The organism is Streptomyces sp. NBC_00316 (assembly GCF_036158715.1).
GTDB lineage: Bacteria > Actinomycetota > Actinomycetes > Streptomycetales > Streptomycetaceae > Streptomyces.
Genome location: NZ_CP108023.1, coordinates 8,598,161 through 8,614,907, shown reverse-complemented (window position 1 = coordinate 8,614,907; position 16,747 = coordinate 8,598,161). Strand labels below are relative to the sequence as shown.

The following is a 16,747-nucleotide window of genomic DNA, read 5'->3' as shown; positions in this document are numbered from 1 at the left end:
CATCGTGACGCCGGTCACGCTTTTGCCGTGCCCTTCCGATACCTGTGAAAGGAGGACCGTGTCCGGTCCCCTCAATGGTGTGCGTGTCCTCGATATCTCGACGGTTCTCGCCGGCCCCCTCGCTTCCTCCTTGCTCGGCGAGTTCGGCGCGGAGGTGATCAAGGTCGAACAGCCCGGTATCGGGGATCCTGCGCGCAGTTACCCGCCGCTGGATGACGGGGTGTCTGCCGGCTGGGCAGTCGTCGGTCGCAACAAGTCCAGCGTGACCGTCGACCTGCACCACCCGGACGCCGCAGCCCTCGTCGGGCAACTTGCCGCGACGGCCGATGTCGTGGTCACCAACTTCCGGCCGGCGACCCTGCGTCGGTTCTCCATCGACTTCGACGATCTTGTCTCCTATCGGCCCGACCTCGTCATGGTGCACGTGAGTGCCTTCGGCCGCACCGGTCCCTACGCCGACCGTCCCGGCTTCGCCCGCGTCGCCGAAGCCTTTGCCGGACTGACCCATCGGACGGGGTTCCCCGACGGTCCGCCGGTGTTCGCCGGCTATCCGGTCGCGGACGGTGTCACCGGGATCTACGCCGCCTTCGCCGCGATGCTCGCACTGCGCCAGCGCGACCTGACCGGTGAGCCTCAACTGGCCGACATCGGCTTGTACGAACCCCTGCTGCGGATGATGGAGGACTTCGTCGTCGACTACGACGCGACCGGCGAGGTCCGGGAACGCCAGGGCAACGAGAACCCGCACATCAGTCCCAACAACCTCTACCGGACCCGCGACGGGCGCTGGTTGGCTCTGCCGGCGTCGACCGAGCAGATGTGGCGCCGGTTGCTCGTCGCGATGGAGGCGCCGGACCTTGCGGCCTACGACTCCATGACGGCTCGGATCGAGCACCGCGGGGAGATCGAAGGCCGCGTCGCCGCCTTTGTGGCCGCCCACGACCTCGAGCCCCTGACCAATCTGTTGGAGAACGCGGGGGGTGGCCTGTGGACCGGTGAACACGGCTGCCGACATCTGACCCGACCCCGTCCCGGGGCCTGTTTCCGGGCCGTGGCGTCCCCGCCAGGTCATGTTCCGTCAACAGGGCGGCAACTTTCGTCGATCTGTGAAAAAGTTACCGGAAGTCGCCTGCGCCCCTGCGATCCCGCCGCCCCGCGGGCACGGGTCCTGCCGGGCGGTAGGATACCCGGCCCCGTGCCACCCGCGTTTTCGCCTCGCGACACCTCCCGATAGCCGTCCGAAGGCGCCCAGAGGAAGTGAGTCCGTGAACATCCAGTACCGCGTGTTGAGTCTGCTGCGTGAAAACGGCCCGCTGTCCCGCGCTCAACTCGCGGACCGGCTGGAGGTTCCGCGCCCGCGGCTGCTCGGCGAACTCGACCGCATGGTCGCCGCCGGGCGGGTCAGTGAGGCGGGTCCCGCCGCGTCGCGCGGCGGGCGGCGCTCCACCCTCGTCCAGCTCGATCCCGGTCTGCGGTTCGCCGCCGTCGATCTGGGCGCCAGCTCGGTCGACATCGAGATCACCGACGGCGCGCTCACGCCGGTGGCGTCCTGCTCCGAGCCCGCCGACATCCGCTCCGGACCGGTCGCCGTGCTCGGCCGCATCAGCGAACTCCTGCGCGCAATGGCCGACCAGGGACACTACACGCGGCTCAACGCCATCGGCATCGGCCTGCCGGGGCCGGTCAGCTTCCGGGAGGGCATACCCGTCTCACCGCCGATCATGGCCGGCTGGAACCGCTTCCCCGTACGCGACACTCTCGCCCGCGCGCATGGCTGTCCCGTCGTCGTGGACAACGACGTCAACGTCATGTCCCTCGGGGAACGGCACAGCGGGGTCGCCAAAACCGTCGACCACCTGCTCTTTGTCAAGATCGGAAGCGGAATCGGCTCCGGCATGCAGCACCACGGCCGTATCTACCGGGGCGCGGAGGGCTGCGCCGGAGACATCGGACACGTCCAGGTGGAGGCCGAAACCAACGGCCCCGTCTGCTCCTGCGGGAACACCGGCTGCCTGGAGGCATACTTCGGCGGAGTGGCCCTGGCCAGGGATGCCACCAAGGCCGCAGAGTCCGGCCAGTCGCCCGCCCTCGCCGAACGACTCGCCGAACGAGGAACATTGACCGCCCTGGACGTCGCAGAATGCGCCTCCGGCGGCGACAACACGAGCGTGAACCTGGTCCGGGCCGGCGGCCACCGGGTCGGACAGGTCCTCGCCACCCTGGTCAACTTCATGAACCCTTCGATGATCGTGATCGGAGGCGGCCTGACCGGGCTCGGCTATCCGCTGCTCGCCGAGATCCGCAGCGTCGTGTACAAGCGCTCGCTGCCCCTCGCCACGGGCAACCTGCCGATCGTCATGTCCGAACTCGGCCCCCGCGCAGGGGTCGTGGGCGCGGCGTTCCTCGCGAGCGAACTCGCGTACAGCGAGGAGTCCTGACCTGGATCAGCCCGTCCGGGGATGGAGAACGAACCGCCCGACAGACAGACCCAGCCACAGGGAGCGGGGAGCCCATCGTCGGCGTGGAAACCAGCGACAGCACCGGGCCGACGGACATCTGACCGAGGCCAGGCGCCCTTGGCTCACGCCGGCCGGCAGGCAGGCGCACGTGCGTGTGGCTGCCCACCGGCTTGTACAGGCCGGCCCTCGTGTGCAGGCATGCCCGGCTGGTCGGAGGAGGCTGGGCCGGTCCCTCGGCCACGGTGCAGCACCACCTCGCTCCCGCCCTGCGGCCGGCCGCGGACGGTGTGTCGAAGTCCGTGGGCCGGGGTGGGAGTACCCCGAGCCCTCCTCTGTATCGTGTGGCCGATCCGCCGATCAAGCCATGCCGAGCAGCTGGACTCCGAGCAGTCTCGGAACTCCGCAAGCTCCGAGGAACGAGGAGTCACGTGAGCGAGACCGAGGTCGTCACCGTGCCCCGCCCGCTGCTGCTGAACGACGGCCGGTCCGCCGCCGCGGCCTGGTCGCTCGACCCCGGGATGCTGCACCTCAACCACGGCTCCTTCGGTGCCGTCCCGTTGATCGCACAGCAGCGGCAGCACGAACTGCAGGCCGAGATGGAGCGTGCTCCCGTCGTCTGGTTCCCGGAGCTGCCGGCCCGGATCGCCGCCACGCGCGCCGAGATCGCCGGCTACCTGCAGGTCGACGCCGGAGACCTGGCACTCGTGCCGAATGCCAGCGCGGGCGCCAGCACCGTGTACGCCGCCCTGACCGCGCGTCCCGGCGGTGACATCGTCGTCACCGATCACGGTTACGGCGCGGTCACCATGGGAGCGGAGCGCCTCGCCCGGCGCTGGGGCGGCCGGGTGCGCACTGCCCGGGTGCCGCTGGCGGCCGACGCGGACCAGGCGTATCGGGCGGTGATGGCCGAGGTGGACGACCGGGTCGCGCTCGTGGTGCTCGACCAGGTCACCTCGGCGACCGCCCGCCGACTGCCGGTCGAACGGATCGGGGCCGAACTGGCCCGGCGCGACATCACCCTGCTCGTGGACGGTGCGCATGCCCCCGGCATCCTCGCCGCCCCGCTCGCGGGACTGGTCTGCGATGCCTGGGTCGGCAACCTCCACAAGTGGGGCTGCGCACCACGCGGCACAGCGGCCCTCGTGGCCCGCGGCCCGCTGCGCGAGCACCTTCATCCGCTGATCGACTCCTGGAGCGCGGCCGAGCCGTTTCCCCACCGCTTCGACCAGCAGGGCACCCTGGACGCCACCGGCCCCCTGGCGGCGCCCGCGGCACTGGACTTCGTGGAACGCACCTGGGGCTGGGAGACGGCCCGCAGCTACATGGACGAACTGGCCGACTACGGCGCCCGCGTGATCGGCTCCGCGATCGCCGGCTCGGCAGGCTCGGTGGAGAGCGTGAACGTCGGCATGCCCGTGCCGGGCATGCGCCTGGTCCGCCTTCCCGAGGGATTGGGGCAGAGCCGCGTCGAAGCGGACGCGCTACGCGACCGGGCCACCGCCGAATTGGGCGTGGAGGCAGCTTTCACCAGCTTCGACGGAACCGGCTACCTCCGTCTTTCGGCCCACGTCTACAACACCCCGGCCGACTACGACCGCTTCGCCGAGTCGTGCGTTCCCGTCCTGCACGACTGGGTTCGTCAGGCCCGCGTGGCGGGCTGACCGGCGGACGACGCGGCCTGCGAGAGTTTCCACGCCTCCCTGAAACGCGAGACCCTCCAGGAGACGTCCGGGACCACGGCGACGCCGCCGCCTGCAGGCCACTGTCTTTCGGCCGACTCACCCGACGCAGACACTCCGCCGACGGCCACCCCGGCCCCGACGACTACGCACACCGGGACCACGCGGCTGAGCTCGCGCTCGCCGCGCGAAACACGAGTGCGTGTGCTTGGTGGCGGTGGATCCGTGGCGGTACTGTGCTTCGGCACCGTCTGACCGGCAGTTCCGGAGCGCAGAAGCCGCGGGTGCGTGGTGTCGGGGTCGGCACTGAAACGATGGGCTCCGCACTCGTTCGAGCGCGGAGCCTCGAGGGCCATTGTGTGGGCTGCGGATCCACGCGCAGCCTGACGTCCACCACCGCGTGAGCCGCGTGATGGGCGATGCCCGGGGCCATGGATCAATCAGGCCCATGCTTCCTCGACAGTGCCGTATCCGTTGGCGGGGGCAGGAAAACGCCGCGAATCTGGCGCCGTGTCCAACGCGTTCATGCCGAACTTCCGCACGGTCAGCCCAGGTTCATCATGCCTTCCTAGGTTGTGCTGGCTGCAGCAGTCACCACACGGGAAACATCCGGCCCCGGAGGCCGACATGTTTCCGGAGACGGTCCCTGTCCGCGCGCAGCCCCGTCCGCCGAACGAAGGAATGTGTCATGTCCTCACCAACCAGCCGACGCGATTTTCTCCGGAGGTCGGCGACGACTCTGGGGGCGGCGGCCGCCGCGTCCGTGCTCCCCGGATCCATCAGCCGGGCCCTCGCCGTCGACGCGGCCGTCCGCACGGGAACTGTCAAGGACGTCGAGCACGTCGTGATCCTGATGCAGGAGAACCGCGGCTTCAACCACTACTTCGGCACGATGCGCGGCGTGCGCGGCTTCGGTGACCGGTTCCCGATTCCGCTCGAGAGCGGCAAGCCGGTCTGGTACCAGTCCGATGGTGCGCGGGAGATCCCGCCGTACCACCTCGACCCCGAGCGCTCCAGCGCCCTGCTCATCCCCTCGACGCCGCACTCCTTCGCCGACGCCCAGGCTGCGTGGAACCAGGGCAAGCTAGGCCACTGGCCGAAGTACAAGACCGAGTACTCCATGGGGTACTACCAGCGCGACGACATCCCTTTCCAGTTCGCCCTCGCCGAGGCGTTCACCATCTGCGACTCCTATCACTGCTCCATCACCACCGGCACCGACCCCAACCGCATCACGTTCTGGTCGGGTTCCAACTTCGATCCCGAACTCGGCCGCCAGGGCGTCAACTCCGGCCCCGACCGGTCCGAGCCCAACAACCTCCGGTGCTGGATCACCGGCAAGTGGGTGCCCGACGCATGGCCGCAGACCTACAAGTACGCGAGCAACGCGTTCGCCTGGGACACCATCCCGGATGTACTGGAGCGCGCCGGCATCAGCTGGCACATCTACCAGGACATGAACGACAACTGGACCGGCGCGATGAACGGCTGCCTGGCGTTCGAGAGCTTCCGCAACGCCCAGCCGGGCACACCGGTGTACGAGCACGGCATGACCGGTGGCCCGGACTTCCTGGACCGGCTCCGCCAGGACGTGCTCGAGGACACTCTGCCGCAGGTCTCCTGGGTTCTGACGACCGCCTCCAACTCCGAGCACCCCGGCGCCGGTTCCAGCCCGACGCACGGCGGCAACTTCACCGCCGACGTGCTGGACGCGCTGACCGCCAACCCGGAGGTGTGGAGCAAGACCGTCTTCCTGCTCACCTTCGACGAGAACGACGGCCTCTTCGACCACGTCCCCGCACCGGCCGTCCCGTCGTACAACCTCGACGGCACCCTCGCCGGCAAGTCGACGGTCCCGGTGGACGGCGAGTACTTCGACGCGTCCGGCAAGCCGTCGTCGTGGCTCAAGGCCGACGACACGGTCACCGGGACGACCCGCCCGTGGGGTATGGGCCCGCGCGTGCCGCTCTACGTCGTCTCCCCGTGGAGCCGGGGCGGCTGGGTCGACTCCGAGGTGTTCGACCACACCTCGGTCGGCATGTTCCTCGAGCAGCGCTTCGGCGTCCAGATAGACGCCATCAGCCCGTGGCACCGCGCTGTCTCCGGTGACCTCACCTCGGCGTTCGACTTCAAGCACCCCAACAAGCAGCGGTTCCCGGAACTCCCCGACCAGAGCGACTGGGCCACCTCCGACGCCCACCAGCGCACCCTGCCGGCTCCGAAGGCGCCGACGGCACCGGAGCCGCTGTTCCAGGAGCGCGGGACACGTTACTCCCGCGCACTGCCGTACGAACTCCACACCGACGCCTCCACCGACCACGGCGCGGGCACGGTCACCCTCCGGTTCCTCAACTCCGGTCACAAGGGTGCCGTCTTCCACGTGTACGACCGGCTGCACCTCGACCGGATCCCGCGGCGTTACACCGTCGAGGCCGGGAAGAAGCTCACTGACGTGTGGGACGCCATGGCGACGGACTCGGGCGCGTACGACCTCGAGGTCCACGGTCCGGGCGGCTTCTTCCGTTCCTTCACCGGGAATACGGACTCCAAGGCCAACCCGGAGCTCCGGGTTCGGTACGACCGTCACGGCAAGTCCGTCGTCCTCACCGTGCACAATCCCGGCCCCAAGGCGGTCACGCTGCACGTCGAACCCCACGCCTACCGCTTCACCGAGCCCCGGACGATCCATGTGCCGTCCCGCAAGGAAGTCGAGCGGCGCTGGTCGCTGAACCCGAGCGGTCACTGGTACGACTTCACCGTCACGATGGACGGCACCTCGCTCGAGCGCCGCTTCGCGGGCCGCGTGGAAACGGGCGGGGACGGCATCAGCGACCCGGCCATGGCAGCCCACCTCCAGCCGTCGGAGAGCCCCGTAGCCGCCCACTGACACCAGCCTCCGGGCGTCGCCGGGACACCAACCCGGCGGCGCCCGAGCCGCTCGCAGTACAGCAGCAGAACCGGGCTCGGCCAGGGCTCGGGCGGCGACACCCCTCCGCGGCGACCTGCCGCGGTGCAGCAGTTCGTCGGCGAGTGCGTTCACGAGGTCGCCCGGGTCCGGTGGCCCTGCCTGCTTTCATGCAGCAGCCCATGCGACGCGCAGGTCTCCCGACACCCATGGGCGAGCGGCCTCTTCGGCCGCCACATCATCCGTCGGGCCCTGGTATAGGCTTCCCGGGCATGTACATAACAGCACGCGGATCGGTCGTTGGCGCCGTCGCTCTCGCCACTGTCCTTCTGGCTGCGGTCACCGGTTGTTCGTCCGGCTCCAACGAGGGTGACAGCGGTTCCAAGTTGCTCGGAGGGCTCGGAACCCTGGCCGGCGACAACAGCGCGAAGCAGGTGACCTTTCTCGACGCTGCCAGGGTGCGGAAGCTGAGCAAGGGCGACTCGAAGCGGTTCAGCTTCGTCACGCAGCCGGGCAGTTCCCTGCTGAACTCGTACCGGCCGGGACCATGGGGGGAGCACCTCAAGGTGACCCAGATCGACACCGCCGTCGACACGAATGAGGCAGGCCACTGGGAGGGCTCGTTCGACGCACCGGCGATCATCAAATCGCTGAAGTCCCACGGCTACACGCGGAGCGAAAGGGATGGCGAGGAAGTCTGGAAGCATCCTGGGAGCACGGGGGTGTCGTTCGAGGTCTCGGAGGACGAGATCTCCTACTCCTCCAGGGACTCCGACCCCATGTCGGCCGTCACTCCGAAGGAGAATTCCTCCCTGGCCGACAACAAGGAGTACCGGCGCGCGGCCGAGTGCCTGGGAGACGTCTACCGCGCGGACTTCAGCCCGCTCAGCTCCCCCAATCCGGTGCCCCTGGCCGCTCTCGGCCAGCAGGCGGCCTCCGCCGCGCAGAACGCCGAGGTGCTGTGTTTCGTGGTCAAGGACGACGCAACGGCCCAGCGGCTGGAGGCCAAGCTGCGATCGGTCGTCCGTACCGAGTCACCGAAGTTCGACGGCACGAAGGTGACCGTGGAGAAGGGCGACCAGCCTGTGGTGCGAGCGGTCGTCCCGGACACCGCCACTCAGCGACCCGGCCGGCTGATCATCTCCGACATGGAACTGTGGATGACCGCCGGCGACCTCTGAGCACGTCGGACCCCGTGCGGAGATCTGCTGCCAGGCCGGGCAGATCTCCTCGTACGGCTGGTGGCCCACCGCCGACAACTCCACCCCGCGGCGGGTGCGATTGAACAGCGAGACAACCTGCGCTCCAGCTTGGCGACGGTCCGGCTGATCCGAGCGGTGGACACGTGGAGCTGCTCGGCCGTCCGGCCGAAATGCAGCGCTTCGGCCGGAGTGAGGCGATCTGGGCACGCGTCGGCACCCGGGCCAGAGCGTCTTGACTCCCCCCCGGGAGCGCTGACAGCGTCTTCTTCGAGGACGCCCTACAACAGAAACAGGCTCCGCCCCAGGACGTCGTCCAGGGGGTGGTGTGACCGGCTCGCGCGGCCGGGCCGCTCCCTGTGACGACGCCATGCGGCATCGACAACCGCTCGATCGCCGGAAGCGGGGGTTCGCAGCTGAGACTCCATGTGCCGGCGCGTCAACAGATGGGCGACAGCCGGCGGGCCGAGCGTTCTGGATCCGCCATCCCGGGACGACGGTCCCCTTTTGGCCCCTTTGCGGTGAGCCCGAAGTCGAGGAGCCGGAATCGTGAGATAGACATCGAACTCGGATGCTACCAACTACACGCAGGACGGCCGCTGGCACGTGGCACGTCTCGTCTCCGAGGAGCCCCCGTGACTGCGGAACTGACCGGATCCACCGCTCTCGTCACCGGCGCCACCGCCGGCATCGGGCGAGTCATCGCGCTTCGCCTGGCCGCTCTGGGCGCCTCGGTCGTCGTTCATGGGCGTGATCAGCAGCGCGGTGCCGAGATCGTCGACGAAGTCACCGTCGCCGGCGGAAACGCCCGGTTCGTCGCCGCGGATCTGAGCGACGCCGAGGACGTGCTGCGTCTTGCCGCCGCAGCAGGCGAGGTGGACGTTCTGATCAACAACGCGGGCATCTATCGGTTCGCCAGCACCCCGGAGACAACAACCGCGCTGTTCGACACGCATATGGCCATCAACACGCGCGCGCCGCTGCTCCTGGTCGGCGCACTCGCACCAGGAATGGCCGCGCGAGGGCACGGCACCATCGTGAGTCTGAGCACCGTGGCAGCCACGACACCCGCCCGGGGTGCGGCAGCCTATGGAGCCTCCAAGGCCGCGCTCGAACTCCTCACCCGTGTGTGGGCCGACGAGTTCGGCGCCCAGGGCGTCCGCGTGAACGCCGTGTCCCCCGGCCCCGTCCATACCCCCGGGACCAAGGAGTTGGGAGACGAAACCCTCCAGATGATCGCACGCACCACCGTGCTGGGACGGGCTGCAGAACCTGAAGAGATCGCCGAAGCAGTCCTGTTCCTTGTCTCCTCCCGCGCCAGCTACATCACCGGCACGGTTCTTGAGGCCGGCGGCGGCCAGATCGCGATCGGCTGACTCAAGGGCATCGCTGCCCTCGGTCTTTACGACGCACCATCACCGCGCGGGCTGAGAGAGCGGGATCGCCCTCCCGATTTCATGTTCTTGGCCTCATCGCCGGCGCCATCGGCAACCGCTTGCACGACGAACCCCTCTCGTCCGGGCAGGCAGCGGGGGCCGGCCTGGGTGAGCGGGGTCGAGGCGGCTGTCAGGCCGTCACCTGAGGACGGCTGACGTGGGCCCACTGGACAGGGAAATCGCGGACGACGTCGACGAACGGCAGGCCGCCGGTCACGCCGGTGTGAGCGACCGCCTCGGCCGTGATCTCGGTCAGGAACGAGGTGAGCCGTCCATGGCTCCAGGCGCGGAAGACGTCCGCGATCGCTGCGGGGGTGCAGCCCGCTGCCTGCCGCAGCAGGTCGCGGGTCTCGGCGACGGGCTGCATGTCGGCATGCTCGATGCCGTTGTGCACCATCTTGACGAAATGGCTGCCCCGTCCGTGCTGATGTGGGTGATGCACGGCTCCCCGTCGACCCTGGTGCTGATGTCCTCAACCATCGGACCCAGTACGGCGTACGCCTCGGCCGAGCCTCCCGGCTGGATCGACGGGCCACGCAAGGCGCCCTCCTCGCGATGCTTCATTCAGTGACCTTGACGATGAACGCCGCGAGGTTCGTGACGGTCCGCTGGATCTTCTCCTCCAGGGTGAGGGTCTCGGCAAGCCGTGCGCCGATGCCCGCGGCCTTCTTGCCCCGCACGTACAGCGGGCAGGCGAGGTCGCTGCATATGTAGGCGCCCACGGTGTTTCCCTGCTGCCCGGCCTTGCCGGCTTTCGCGGCGACCATGAGCGAGACACCTCCGGTGTGGGTCGTCATGCACATCGAGCACATACTGGGCCGCATCCCCCAGGAGGCGGCGCTCGGGCTCCGCAGGGCGAGCGCCACCAGGCGGCCGTCCAGCTCGGTGGCGAGGTAGGCCCGGTCGGGCGCCTGGGGGTCGCGCCAGCCGAAGAAGTCCAGGTCGTCCCAGGGCCGCTCGCTCAGGTCATGAGGGACGGACAGGCGCTTGGCCTCGCCCTTGGTGCAGTTCACAAAGGCGGTGCGGATCTCTTGCTCAGTCAGCGGTTTCATGCGTGGCAGGCTAATTTGCCTAAAGCTATTAGGCAAACGCATAATGACTATCGTCGAATGGGAGCAAGGTCATGGTGAGAGCAGGGCTGACCCCGGAGCGTCTGACCCGGGCAGGGGCGGAGCTGGCCGACGAGGTCGGCTTCGACCAGGTGACCGTCTCGGCGCTCGCCCGGCGGTTCGACGTCAAGGTCGCGAGTCTGTACTCGCACCTGAAGAACTCCCAGGACCTCAAGACCAGGATCGCCCTGTTCGCGCTGGAGGAACTCGCCGACCGGGTCGCCGCCGCCCTGGCCGGGCGTGCGGGCAAGGACGCCCTGGCCGCCTTTGCGGACGCCTACCGCGACTACGCCCGGGAGCACCCCGGTCGCTACGCCGCCGCCCGGCTCCGGCTCGACCCCGAGACGGCGGCTGCCAGCGCCGGCGTCCGGCACGCGCAGATGACGCGGGCCATCCTGCGCGGGTACGACCTGACGGAGCCGGACCAGACGCACGCGGTCCGGATGCTGGGCAGCGTCTTCCACGGCTACGTCAGCCTGGAGCTGGCCGGAGGCTTCGAGCACAGCGCCCCCGACGCGCAGGAATCCTGGGTCTGGATCGTGGATTCCCTCGACGCCCTGCTACGGAACCGGGCCGCTCCCTGACGGATGAGGGCCACGCCGCGCATCGGCGCATCCGAACAGTCCGGAAAATCTTGATCGCCGGGCTGAGGCAATGAACACCGCGCACAACTGAATCACCACGCCCATCACTGCGGACATGCTGCGCGGTTTCCTCGACAGGGAAGCAACCGCGCGCGGTTGCTTCCACATCGGCTGCCCGCACGGGCTCGCCAGCAGATCCCTGACAACCGACTGGCCGTGGCCGAAGTCCAGCCCTCCGGCGTGCGGTTGGCCTTCCGTACCCGGCCACCACCATCGAACCGGTGGCGGGAGTGGGACCTCACCAGCGATCAGATCGAAGCCTCGTCGGTCAGCGAAGGCACGGCGCTCGGACGGAGGACCATCAGCGAGTCTTCCAAGGTCGCCACCATGGCGAACGGGAACCGGTCGAGCTCAAGACAGAGTGCGACGTCATCAGGATGGACTCCTTCACGCACACCTTCCGCCAACTCGAAGGCGGCGCGCGACTCGCCGGCGCGGCGGAGGAACTCAGCTGCATCCGTCACGGCCTCGGTGGCCCTCCGAGCGATGTATTGGGCGCACGCCAGATCTTCGTCGGCGCGCCCGTCCTCGCCAGTGACCACGAACGTGACACCGTCGCAGTCGCGTGTCCGCAGGAGCCGGGCCGTTGCCTCCGCCACCACGAAGCCGGCGCACATCACCAGCGACGCTTCCTTGACCGCAAGGGCGCCGACCGTCCCTGCCGTGGTTTTCTGCACGACAGTCCGTCCGCCGAGGTCAAGAGACCGCAGCAGGCCCGGCGAGTTGACGGCATCGAAACCGGGCGCGGCCGGACCGTCTTTGAGCGCCACCCAATCCGGGTGGCGAGCCTTGAGCGCCAGGGCTTCGTCCAGCGACTCAGCAAGAACGATCTTTTCCGCCCCCTGGGCAAAGGCCCAAGCAGCCACCGTGAAAGCACGCATGACGTCGACTACGACCGCCACGGAAGGGGTTTCGACCAACTGAGTAATGCCGAGGAAACGAGCGTCCATCCGGTCATGATCGTGCAGACTCGGCCCGAAGTACCCAGACAGTGACACGCATCACAGCGCTGGTCTCGGAATGCAACACCTTCGGCTGTCTGCGTCGCGAAGGCAGTGCGCAACGGCACGACCGCTCAATCGAGTACCGCGTCGGGAGGACGTCCTGCGGACGGACACGCGGCAGCCGCGCAGCCGACTGCCTTTGCGCCCCATGCATTACGCCACCCCGAGCACCGCATTTCGTCGTCTGACAGCACCTACGTGACCCGAGACGCGACTCTGCGGCCCGCCTCAGGGCAGCCCCGGAGGCAGAACAGCCGGCCGGGGCCGCCCCGAGGACCGGTCACTTTCGCCAGAACAGATGGTGCGTCACCCCGCTCGGGCTGGGCACGACCTCCAGGTGGAACCGGTCGAGCAGCTCGTCGGGTGACTCCCAGAGTCGTACTCCGGACCCGAGCTTCACCGGCGAGACCGCCACATGCATGGTGTCGACGAGGTCGGCGTCGAGGAACTCCCGGATGGTCGTGGCTCCCCCGCCGAGGCGGACATCCTGGCCCTGCGCCGCCTCCCGCGCCTGCTCGAGGACCGTGGCCGGGTCGCCGTCGACGAAGTGGAACGTGGTGTCGGAGAGTGCGAACGAAGGACGCTTGTGGTGGGTCATGACGAACACCGGAGTACGGAACGGGGGCTCGTCACCCCACCAGCCGCGCCACTCGTGGTTGTGCCAGGGCCCGCGCTGGGGCCCGAACTTGTTGCGGCCCATGATCTCAGCGCCGATGTTGCGGGCGTAGTCCCGCGTGAAGTAGTCGTCAAGGCCCCGGCTCCCCCCGGGATCTGTACGCATGGGCCAGCTCGCCGTGGCGCCGGCCCAGGCGAACAGCCTCGCGGGATCGACATGACCGAACGGCCTCTCGAGGGTCTGGTCCTCACCAGCACCGATTCCGTCACTCGAGACGTTGAAGTTCTGGACTCGCAATAGCTGAGCCACGTGTTCCTCCTGTGATGACGATGACGGTGGTGAGACTCTCCGGGCCGGACAAACTCATCGCTGCGTCCGCGACGGTCAGAAATGGGGCTCCCCGGTGTTCCGGCCTGTGGGGCTTGCGCGGTTCGGGCAGGCTCCTGCGGTGAGGGGCGTCCGCCCCTGCACAGCGTTTCATCATCTGCTCGATCATCGAGGAGACTTGAAGAAGAGCAGGCTTGAAGAAGCTGCCACGGACGGCGGGCGGCCCTGCAGTGACGGGCCCTGCAATGCGCCCTGCGCGGCGACAACCAGGGAGCGTCCGGCTGCCCGGTGGATTCTCCGCGGCATGTGCATGCACCCTGAGGGGGCGTCACACCGATGGCGCACCTGGCGGGGACCCCGGCTTCTTCTCGTCGGCCCCGCGCCGCAGACCGCGGTCCTGTGGCGTGACCGCCGAAAGCGGCGCAGCGATGTCCTCCAGCGACTTCTGTTCTGCGGCCACCGCGAAGAAGACGGCCACCAGGCCCGCGATCACCATCAGGGCCGCCCCCACACAGAACGCGAGAGCGGCGTCCGCGACGACACCGCTCTGCGTCAGGCCCGCGAAGAGGAGGGGGCCGGAGATACCGCCGGTCGCCGTCCCGATCGCGTAGAAGAAGGCGATCGCCATCGCTCGCGTCTCCATCGGGAAGATCTCACTGACCGTGAGGTACGCCGAACTCGCACCCGCCGACGCGAAGAAGAGGACGACGCACCAGCACAGCGTCATCGTGACGGCGTCGAGCCGTCCGGCATCGAACAGCCAGGCCGTGAGAAACAGCAGCACACCGGAGAGGATGTAGGTCCCCGCGATCATCGGCCGGCGGCCCCAGGTGTCGAAGAGACGGCCCAGGAACAGGGGGCCCAGGAAGTTGCAGAACGCGATGGCGGCGAAGAAATAGCCGGTTGTTCCGGTGGAGACGTCGAAGAACGTGACCAGGATCGAACCGAAGCCGAAGGTGATCGCGTTGTAGAGGAACGCCTGTCCGACGAAGAGCGCGAAGCCGAGGGTCGCACGCTTGGGATAGTCACGGAAGACCGTCTTCCCGATCTCGATGAAGCCGACGCTGCGTCGCTGTTCGACAGTGATCTCCCTCTCCGCCTCGGGGAGCAGGAGACCCGTCTCCTCCTCGATCTCCCGTTCCACCTCGTCGACGAGCTTCTCCGCTTCCTCGGTCTGTCCGTGGATGAACATCCACCGCGGGCTTTCCGGCACATGACGGCGTACGAGAAGGATGACCAGTCCCAGAACGACGCCGAGGCCGAACGTCAGCCGCCAGCCGACGTCCTTGGGGAAGATGTCGGTATCGAGTGCGAGGACCGACAGGAGAGCACCACCCATCGCTCCCAACCAGTAACTGCCGTTGATGATCAGGTCGACGCGGCCCCGGAACCTGCTGGGGATCAGCTCGTCGATGGCGGAGTTGATGGCCGCGTACTCGCCGCCGATGCCGAACCCGGTCAGGAAGCGGAAGAGGAAGAACCACCAGACGGAGAAGGAGATGGCGGTGAGCGCCGTCGCCGCGAGGTAGACGGTCAGAGTGATCAGGAAGAGCTTCTTGCGGCCGTGACGGTCCGTGAGCCAGCCGAAGAAGAGAGCGCCCGAGCAGGCGCCCGCCACGTAGAGCGCTGCCGCGACGCCCGTGACCTGGGCGCTGCTGATCGGCAGACCGCTGCCGGCTTCGGAGAGCCGGCCGGCGATGTTCCCGACAACGGTGACTTCCAGGCCGTCGAGGATCCAGACGGTGCCCAGGCCGATCACGATCATCCAGTGCCATCGCGACCACGGGAGGCGGTCCAGTCTCGCGGGGACCTTCGTCGTGACCGTTCCGGTGACTGCTTCTCCGCCTCGGCTCATGCAACTCTGCTTCCTGAAAGGACGGCCTTCTTCGCCGTCCTTGGCGCCGAGGCCGGGTATCCCGGGTCCACGCGGATAAACAGCATCATGAACCGATGCCCTGCTGGGGAGGCGCGCCGGTCGACGTGGCGAGGGGTACGCCCTGACCAGGCCATGTCCCGTCGGTCTTCGCAGGCGCCGGGACCTTCGTACACGTCTGCTCCAGCACGCGGCCGTCCGCCTCACCGACACGTGAACCGACGCCTGCCTGATCTCCGCCGGGGAGTGACCACTGGTGACAGCATCCTCAGCCACGAGGCCCTCGACTCCCTCCCACGGTCCGGGACAGTCGAGTACTTACGCGACCGTTGAGGAGGACGGCCTCTTGGTCCCCGGAGATGTCACAGATCGCCGCAAGGGTCCATGGTGTGGGCATTCGCGCATCCGCTACGGCGAGCCCGGTCAGCTTTTGTCCAGTGAGGCCACATAGGGAGCCAGTTTTGCCGGATTTACCACCCACATAACGCGTTCGATACCTCGTGCCGACACGTCGGCGGTCAGCAGGGCCACCGCGTCTCCATCGGCCGAGACAACAAGGGCAGCCGGCTTGCCGTTGGCCTCGACCCAGCGAACGTCTGTATGAGGCCAGAAACGCGGGGCGTAGGCGACAAGGGTCCTGGAGACGTGCGGACGCCCGATGATCGGGATCCTGCTCGCCCCGCGCACCCCTCCGCCGTCGGAGTAACTGACCACCTCCGCCGTGAGGAGCTCCTCAAGCGCCGACAGATCACCGGTCTGCGCAGCGGCGACGAATGCCTCCAGCAGGCGCCGGTGAGCAGTGGAGTTGACCGGCTCCGTGCGTTCCGCCGACAGATGCTTCCGGGCGCGGCTTACCAACTGACGCGTATTGGCTTCGCTCGTCTCCAGCATGTCCGCGATCTGCTTGTACGGGTAATTGAAGGCTTCCCTCAGCACGTAGGCGGCGCGCTCCACAGGATTCAACTTCTCCAGAAGATGGAGAACCGCAAGGTCGAGTGCCTCGGCCCGTTCCGCGCCCAATTGCGGATCCATGCTGGTGTCGACCGGCTCCGGAAGCCACGTTCCGATGTACGACTCACGCCGCGTCCTCGCGGACTGGGCGGAGTTGAGCGCCAGACGGGTGGTGATCGTGGACAGAAAGGCTGCCGGCTCGTGGATATCGGAGCGATCCGCGTTCTGCCACCGCAGCCATGCGTCCTGAACAATATCCTCGGCTTCCACAACACTGCCGAGTACGCGGTACGCGATGCCAAAGAGCTGGGGGCGCGCCGCTATGAAATCCCTCGTTGCCTGATCAAGGGAGTCTGCGTCATTACCGGCGCGCATAGGCTCCTCCAATTCTGCATCGTCATGCTACAAGCAGTGACAGCAGGACGCGCGTCGTCAGGCACAGGCAACTGCTTGCCCTGCCGCAGTGACCGGCCGCGGGATGGAAAGGGGTACCGGAAGCTGCGGCTGGTCACATCCCGTGTACAGGTGTGGCCTGATCGACTCCC

Annotated in this window: 13 protein-coding genes and 2 pseudogenes; 8 read left to right on the top strand and 7 right to left on the bottom strand. The window is 68.1% G+C overall.

The features are described 5' to 3' along the window. The first annotated feature begins 58 nt into the window (after positions 1–58). The 5 genes from OG878_RS38470 (at position 59) to OG878_RS38450 (ending at position 8,224) form a co-directional block, all read left to right on the top strand. Positions 59–1,234 carry a CaiB/BaiF CoA transferase family protein gene (locus OG878_RS38470; protein WP_328891071.1) on the top strand — a complete coding sequence of 392 codons (1,176 nt, stop codon included), beginning with the start codon at positions 59–61 and terminating at the stop codon, positions 1,232–1,234. Positions 1,235–1,265: 31 nt separating this feature from the next. Further along, on the top strand, positions 1,266–2,438 hold the full coding sequence (locus OG878_RS38465) for an ROK family transcriptional regulator (protein ID WP_328891070.1): 1,173 nt from the start codon (positions 1,266–1,268) through the stop codon (positions 2,436–2,438). Between the two features lie 449 nt (positions 2,439–2,887). Further along, complete coding sequence (locus tag OG878_RS38460; protein ID WP_328891069.1) at positions 2,888–4,120, top strand: aminotransferase class V-fold PLP-dependent enzyme; 1,233 nt, start codon at positions 2,888–2,890, stop codon at positions 4,118–4,120. Between the two features lie 706 nt (positions 4,121–4,826). Further along, positions 4,827–7,025, top strand: a complete 2,199-nt coding sequence (locus tag OG878_RS38455; protein WP_328891068.1) for a phosphocholine-specific phospholipase C — start codon at positions 4,827–4,829, stop codon at positions 7,023–7,025. A 290-nt stretch (positions 7,026–7,315) separates the two neighbouring features. Continuing rightward, positions 7,316–8,224 (top strand): hypothetical protein, encoded by a 909-nt coding sequence (locus OG878_RS38450; protein ID WP_328891067.1) that lies wholly within the window; start codon positions 7,316–7,318, stop codon positions 8,222–8,224. Here OG878_RS38450 and OG878_RS38445 read toward each other — a convergent pair. Then, on the bottom strand, positions 8,161–8,388 hold the full coding sequence (locus OG878_RS38445; RefSeq protein ID WP_328891066.1) for a hypothetical protein: 228 nt from the start codon (positions 8,386–8,388) through the stop codon (positions 8,161–8,163). The two genes, OG878_RS38450 and OG878_RS38445, sit on opposite strands and share 64 nt — an antisense overlap. A gap of 489 nt (positions 8,389–8,877) precedes the next feature. On the opposite strand from OG878_RS38445, the gene OG878_RS38440 reads away from it, so the two are divergent. Further along, entirely contained in the window at positions 8,878–9,618 is a 741-nt protein-coding gene (locus OG878_RS38440; protein ID WP_328891065.1) for an SDR family NAD(P)-dependent oxidoreductase, read from the top strand. A 238-nt stretch (positions 9,619–9,856) separates the two neighbouring features. Here OG878_RS38440 and OG878_RS38435 read toward each other — a convergent pair. Together OG878_RS38435 and OG878_RS38430 are read right to left on the bottom strand one after the other, a co-directional pair. Then, positions 9,857–10,230: pseudogene (locus OG878_RS38435) on the bottom strand (NADP-dependent phosphogluconate dehydrogenase); the annotation flags it as partial. An 8-nt stretch (positions 10,231–10,238) separates the two neighbouring features. Then, a complete protein-coding gene (locus OG878_RS38430) occupies positions 10,239–10,730 on the bottom strand; it encodes an FBP domain-containing protein (RefSeq protein WP_328891064.1) in 492 nt (163 codons plus the stop codon). Between the two features lie 71 nt (positions 10,731–10,801). Here OG878_RS38430 and OG878_RS38425 point away from each other — a divergent pair, with 71 nt between their 5' ends. Both OG878_RS38425 and OG878_RS38420 read left to right on the top strand, forming a co-directional pair. Continuing rightward, positions 10,802–11,371, top strand: a complete 570-nt coding sequence (locus OG878_RS38425; RefSeq protein ID WP_328891063.1) for a TetR/AcrR family transcriptional regulator — start codon at positions 10,802–10,804, stop codon at positions 11,369–11,371. 115 nt (positions 11,372–11,486) lie between these two features. After that, positions 11,487–11,635, top strand: a pseudogene (locus OG878_RS38420) (lipase); the annotation flags it as partial. A gap of 44 nt (positions 11,636–11,679) precedes the next feature. On the opposite strand, the gene OG878_RS38415 reads toward OG878_RS38420, so the two are convergent. The 4 genes from OG878_RS38415 to OG878_RS38400 all read right to left on the bottom strand — a co-directional run bounded on the left by OG878_RS38415 (position 11,680) and on the right by OG878_RS38400 (position 16,577). Then, positions 11,680–12,381, bottom strand: a complete 702-nt coding sequence (locus OG878_RS38415; protein ID WP_328891062.1) for a 2-phosphosulfolactate phosphatase — start codon at positions 12,379–12,381, stop codon at positions 11,680–11,682. Between the two features lie 334 nt (positions 12,382–12,715). After that, complete coding sequence (locus OG878_RS38410) at positions 12,716–13,360, bottom strand: dihydrofolate reductase family protein (RefSeq protein WP_328891061.1); 645 nt, start codon at positions 13,358–13,360, stop codon at positions 12,716–12,718. A 346-nt stretch (positions 13,361–13,706) separates the two neighbouring features. Further along, positions 13,707–15,233 carry an MFS transporter gene (locus OG878_RS38405; protein ID WP_328891060.1) on the bottom strand — a complete coding sequence of 509 codons (1,527 nt, stop codon included), beginning with the start codon at positions 15,231–15,233 and terminating at the stop codon, positions 13,707–13,709. A 441-nt stretch (positions 15,234–15,674) separates the two neighbouring features. Next, the gene (locus OG878_RS38400; RefSeq protein ID WP_328891527.1) at positions 15,675–16,577 is read right to left on the bottom strand and encodes an RNA polymerase sigma-70 factor; all 903 of its coding nucleotides are present in this window, start codon (positions 16,575–16,577) and stop codon (positions 15,675–15,677) included. Between the last annotated feature and the right edge of the window lie 170 nt (positions 16,578–16,747).

What these genes read in the sequence shown, in the direction of transcription:
- OG878_RS38400 (WP_328891527.1), bottom strand. Translation starts at nt 16,577, where the DNA reads ATGCGCGCCGGTAATGACGCAGACTCCCTTGATCAGGCAACGAGGGAT.
- OG878_RS38405 (WP_328891060.1), bottom strand. Translation starts at nt 15,233, where the DNA reads ATGAGCCGAGGCGGAGAAGCAGTCACCGGAACGGTCACGACGAAGGTC.
- OG878_RS38455 (WP_328891068.1), top strand. Translation starts at nt 4,827, where the DNA reads ATGTCCTCACCAACCAGCCGACGCGATTTTCTCCGGAGGTCGGCGACG.
- OG878_RS38425 (WP_328891063.1), top strand. Translation starts at nt 10,802, where the DNA reads ATGGTGAGAGCAGGGCTGACCCCGGAGCGTCTGACCCGGGCAGGGGCG.
- OG878_RS38415 (WP_328891062.1), bottom strand. Translation starts at nt 12,381, where the DNA reads ATGGACGCTCGTTTCCTCGGCATTACTCAGTTGGTCGAAACCCCTTCC.
- OG878_RS38450 (WP_328891067.1), top strand. Translation starts at nt 7,316, where the DNA reads ATGTACATAACAGCACGCGGATCGGTCGTTGGCGCCGTCGCTCTCGCC.
- OG878_RS38430 (WP_328891064.1), bottom strand. Translation starts at nt 10,730, where the DNA reads ATGAAACCGCTGACTGAGCAAGAGATCCGCACCGCCTTTGTGAACTGC.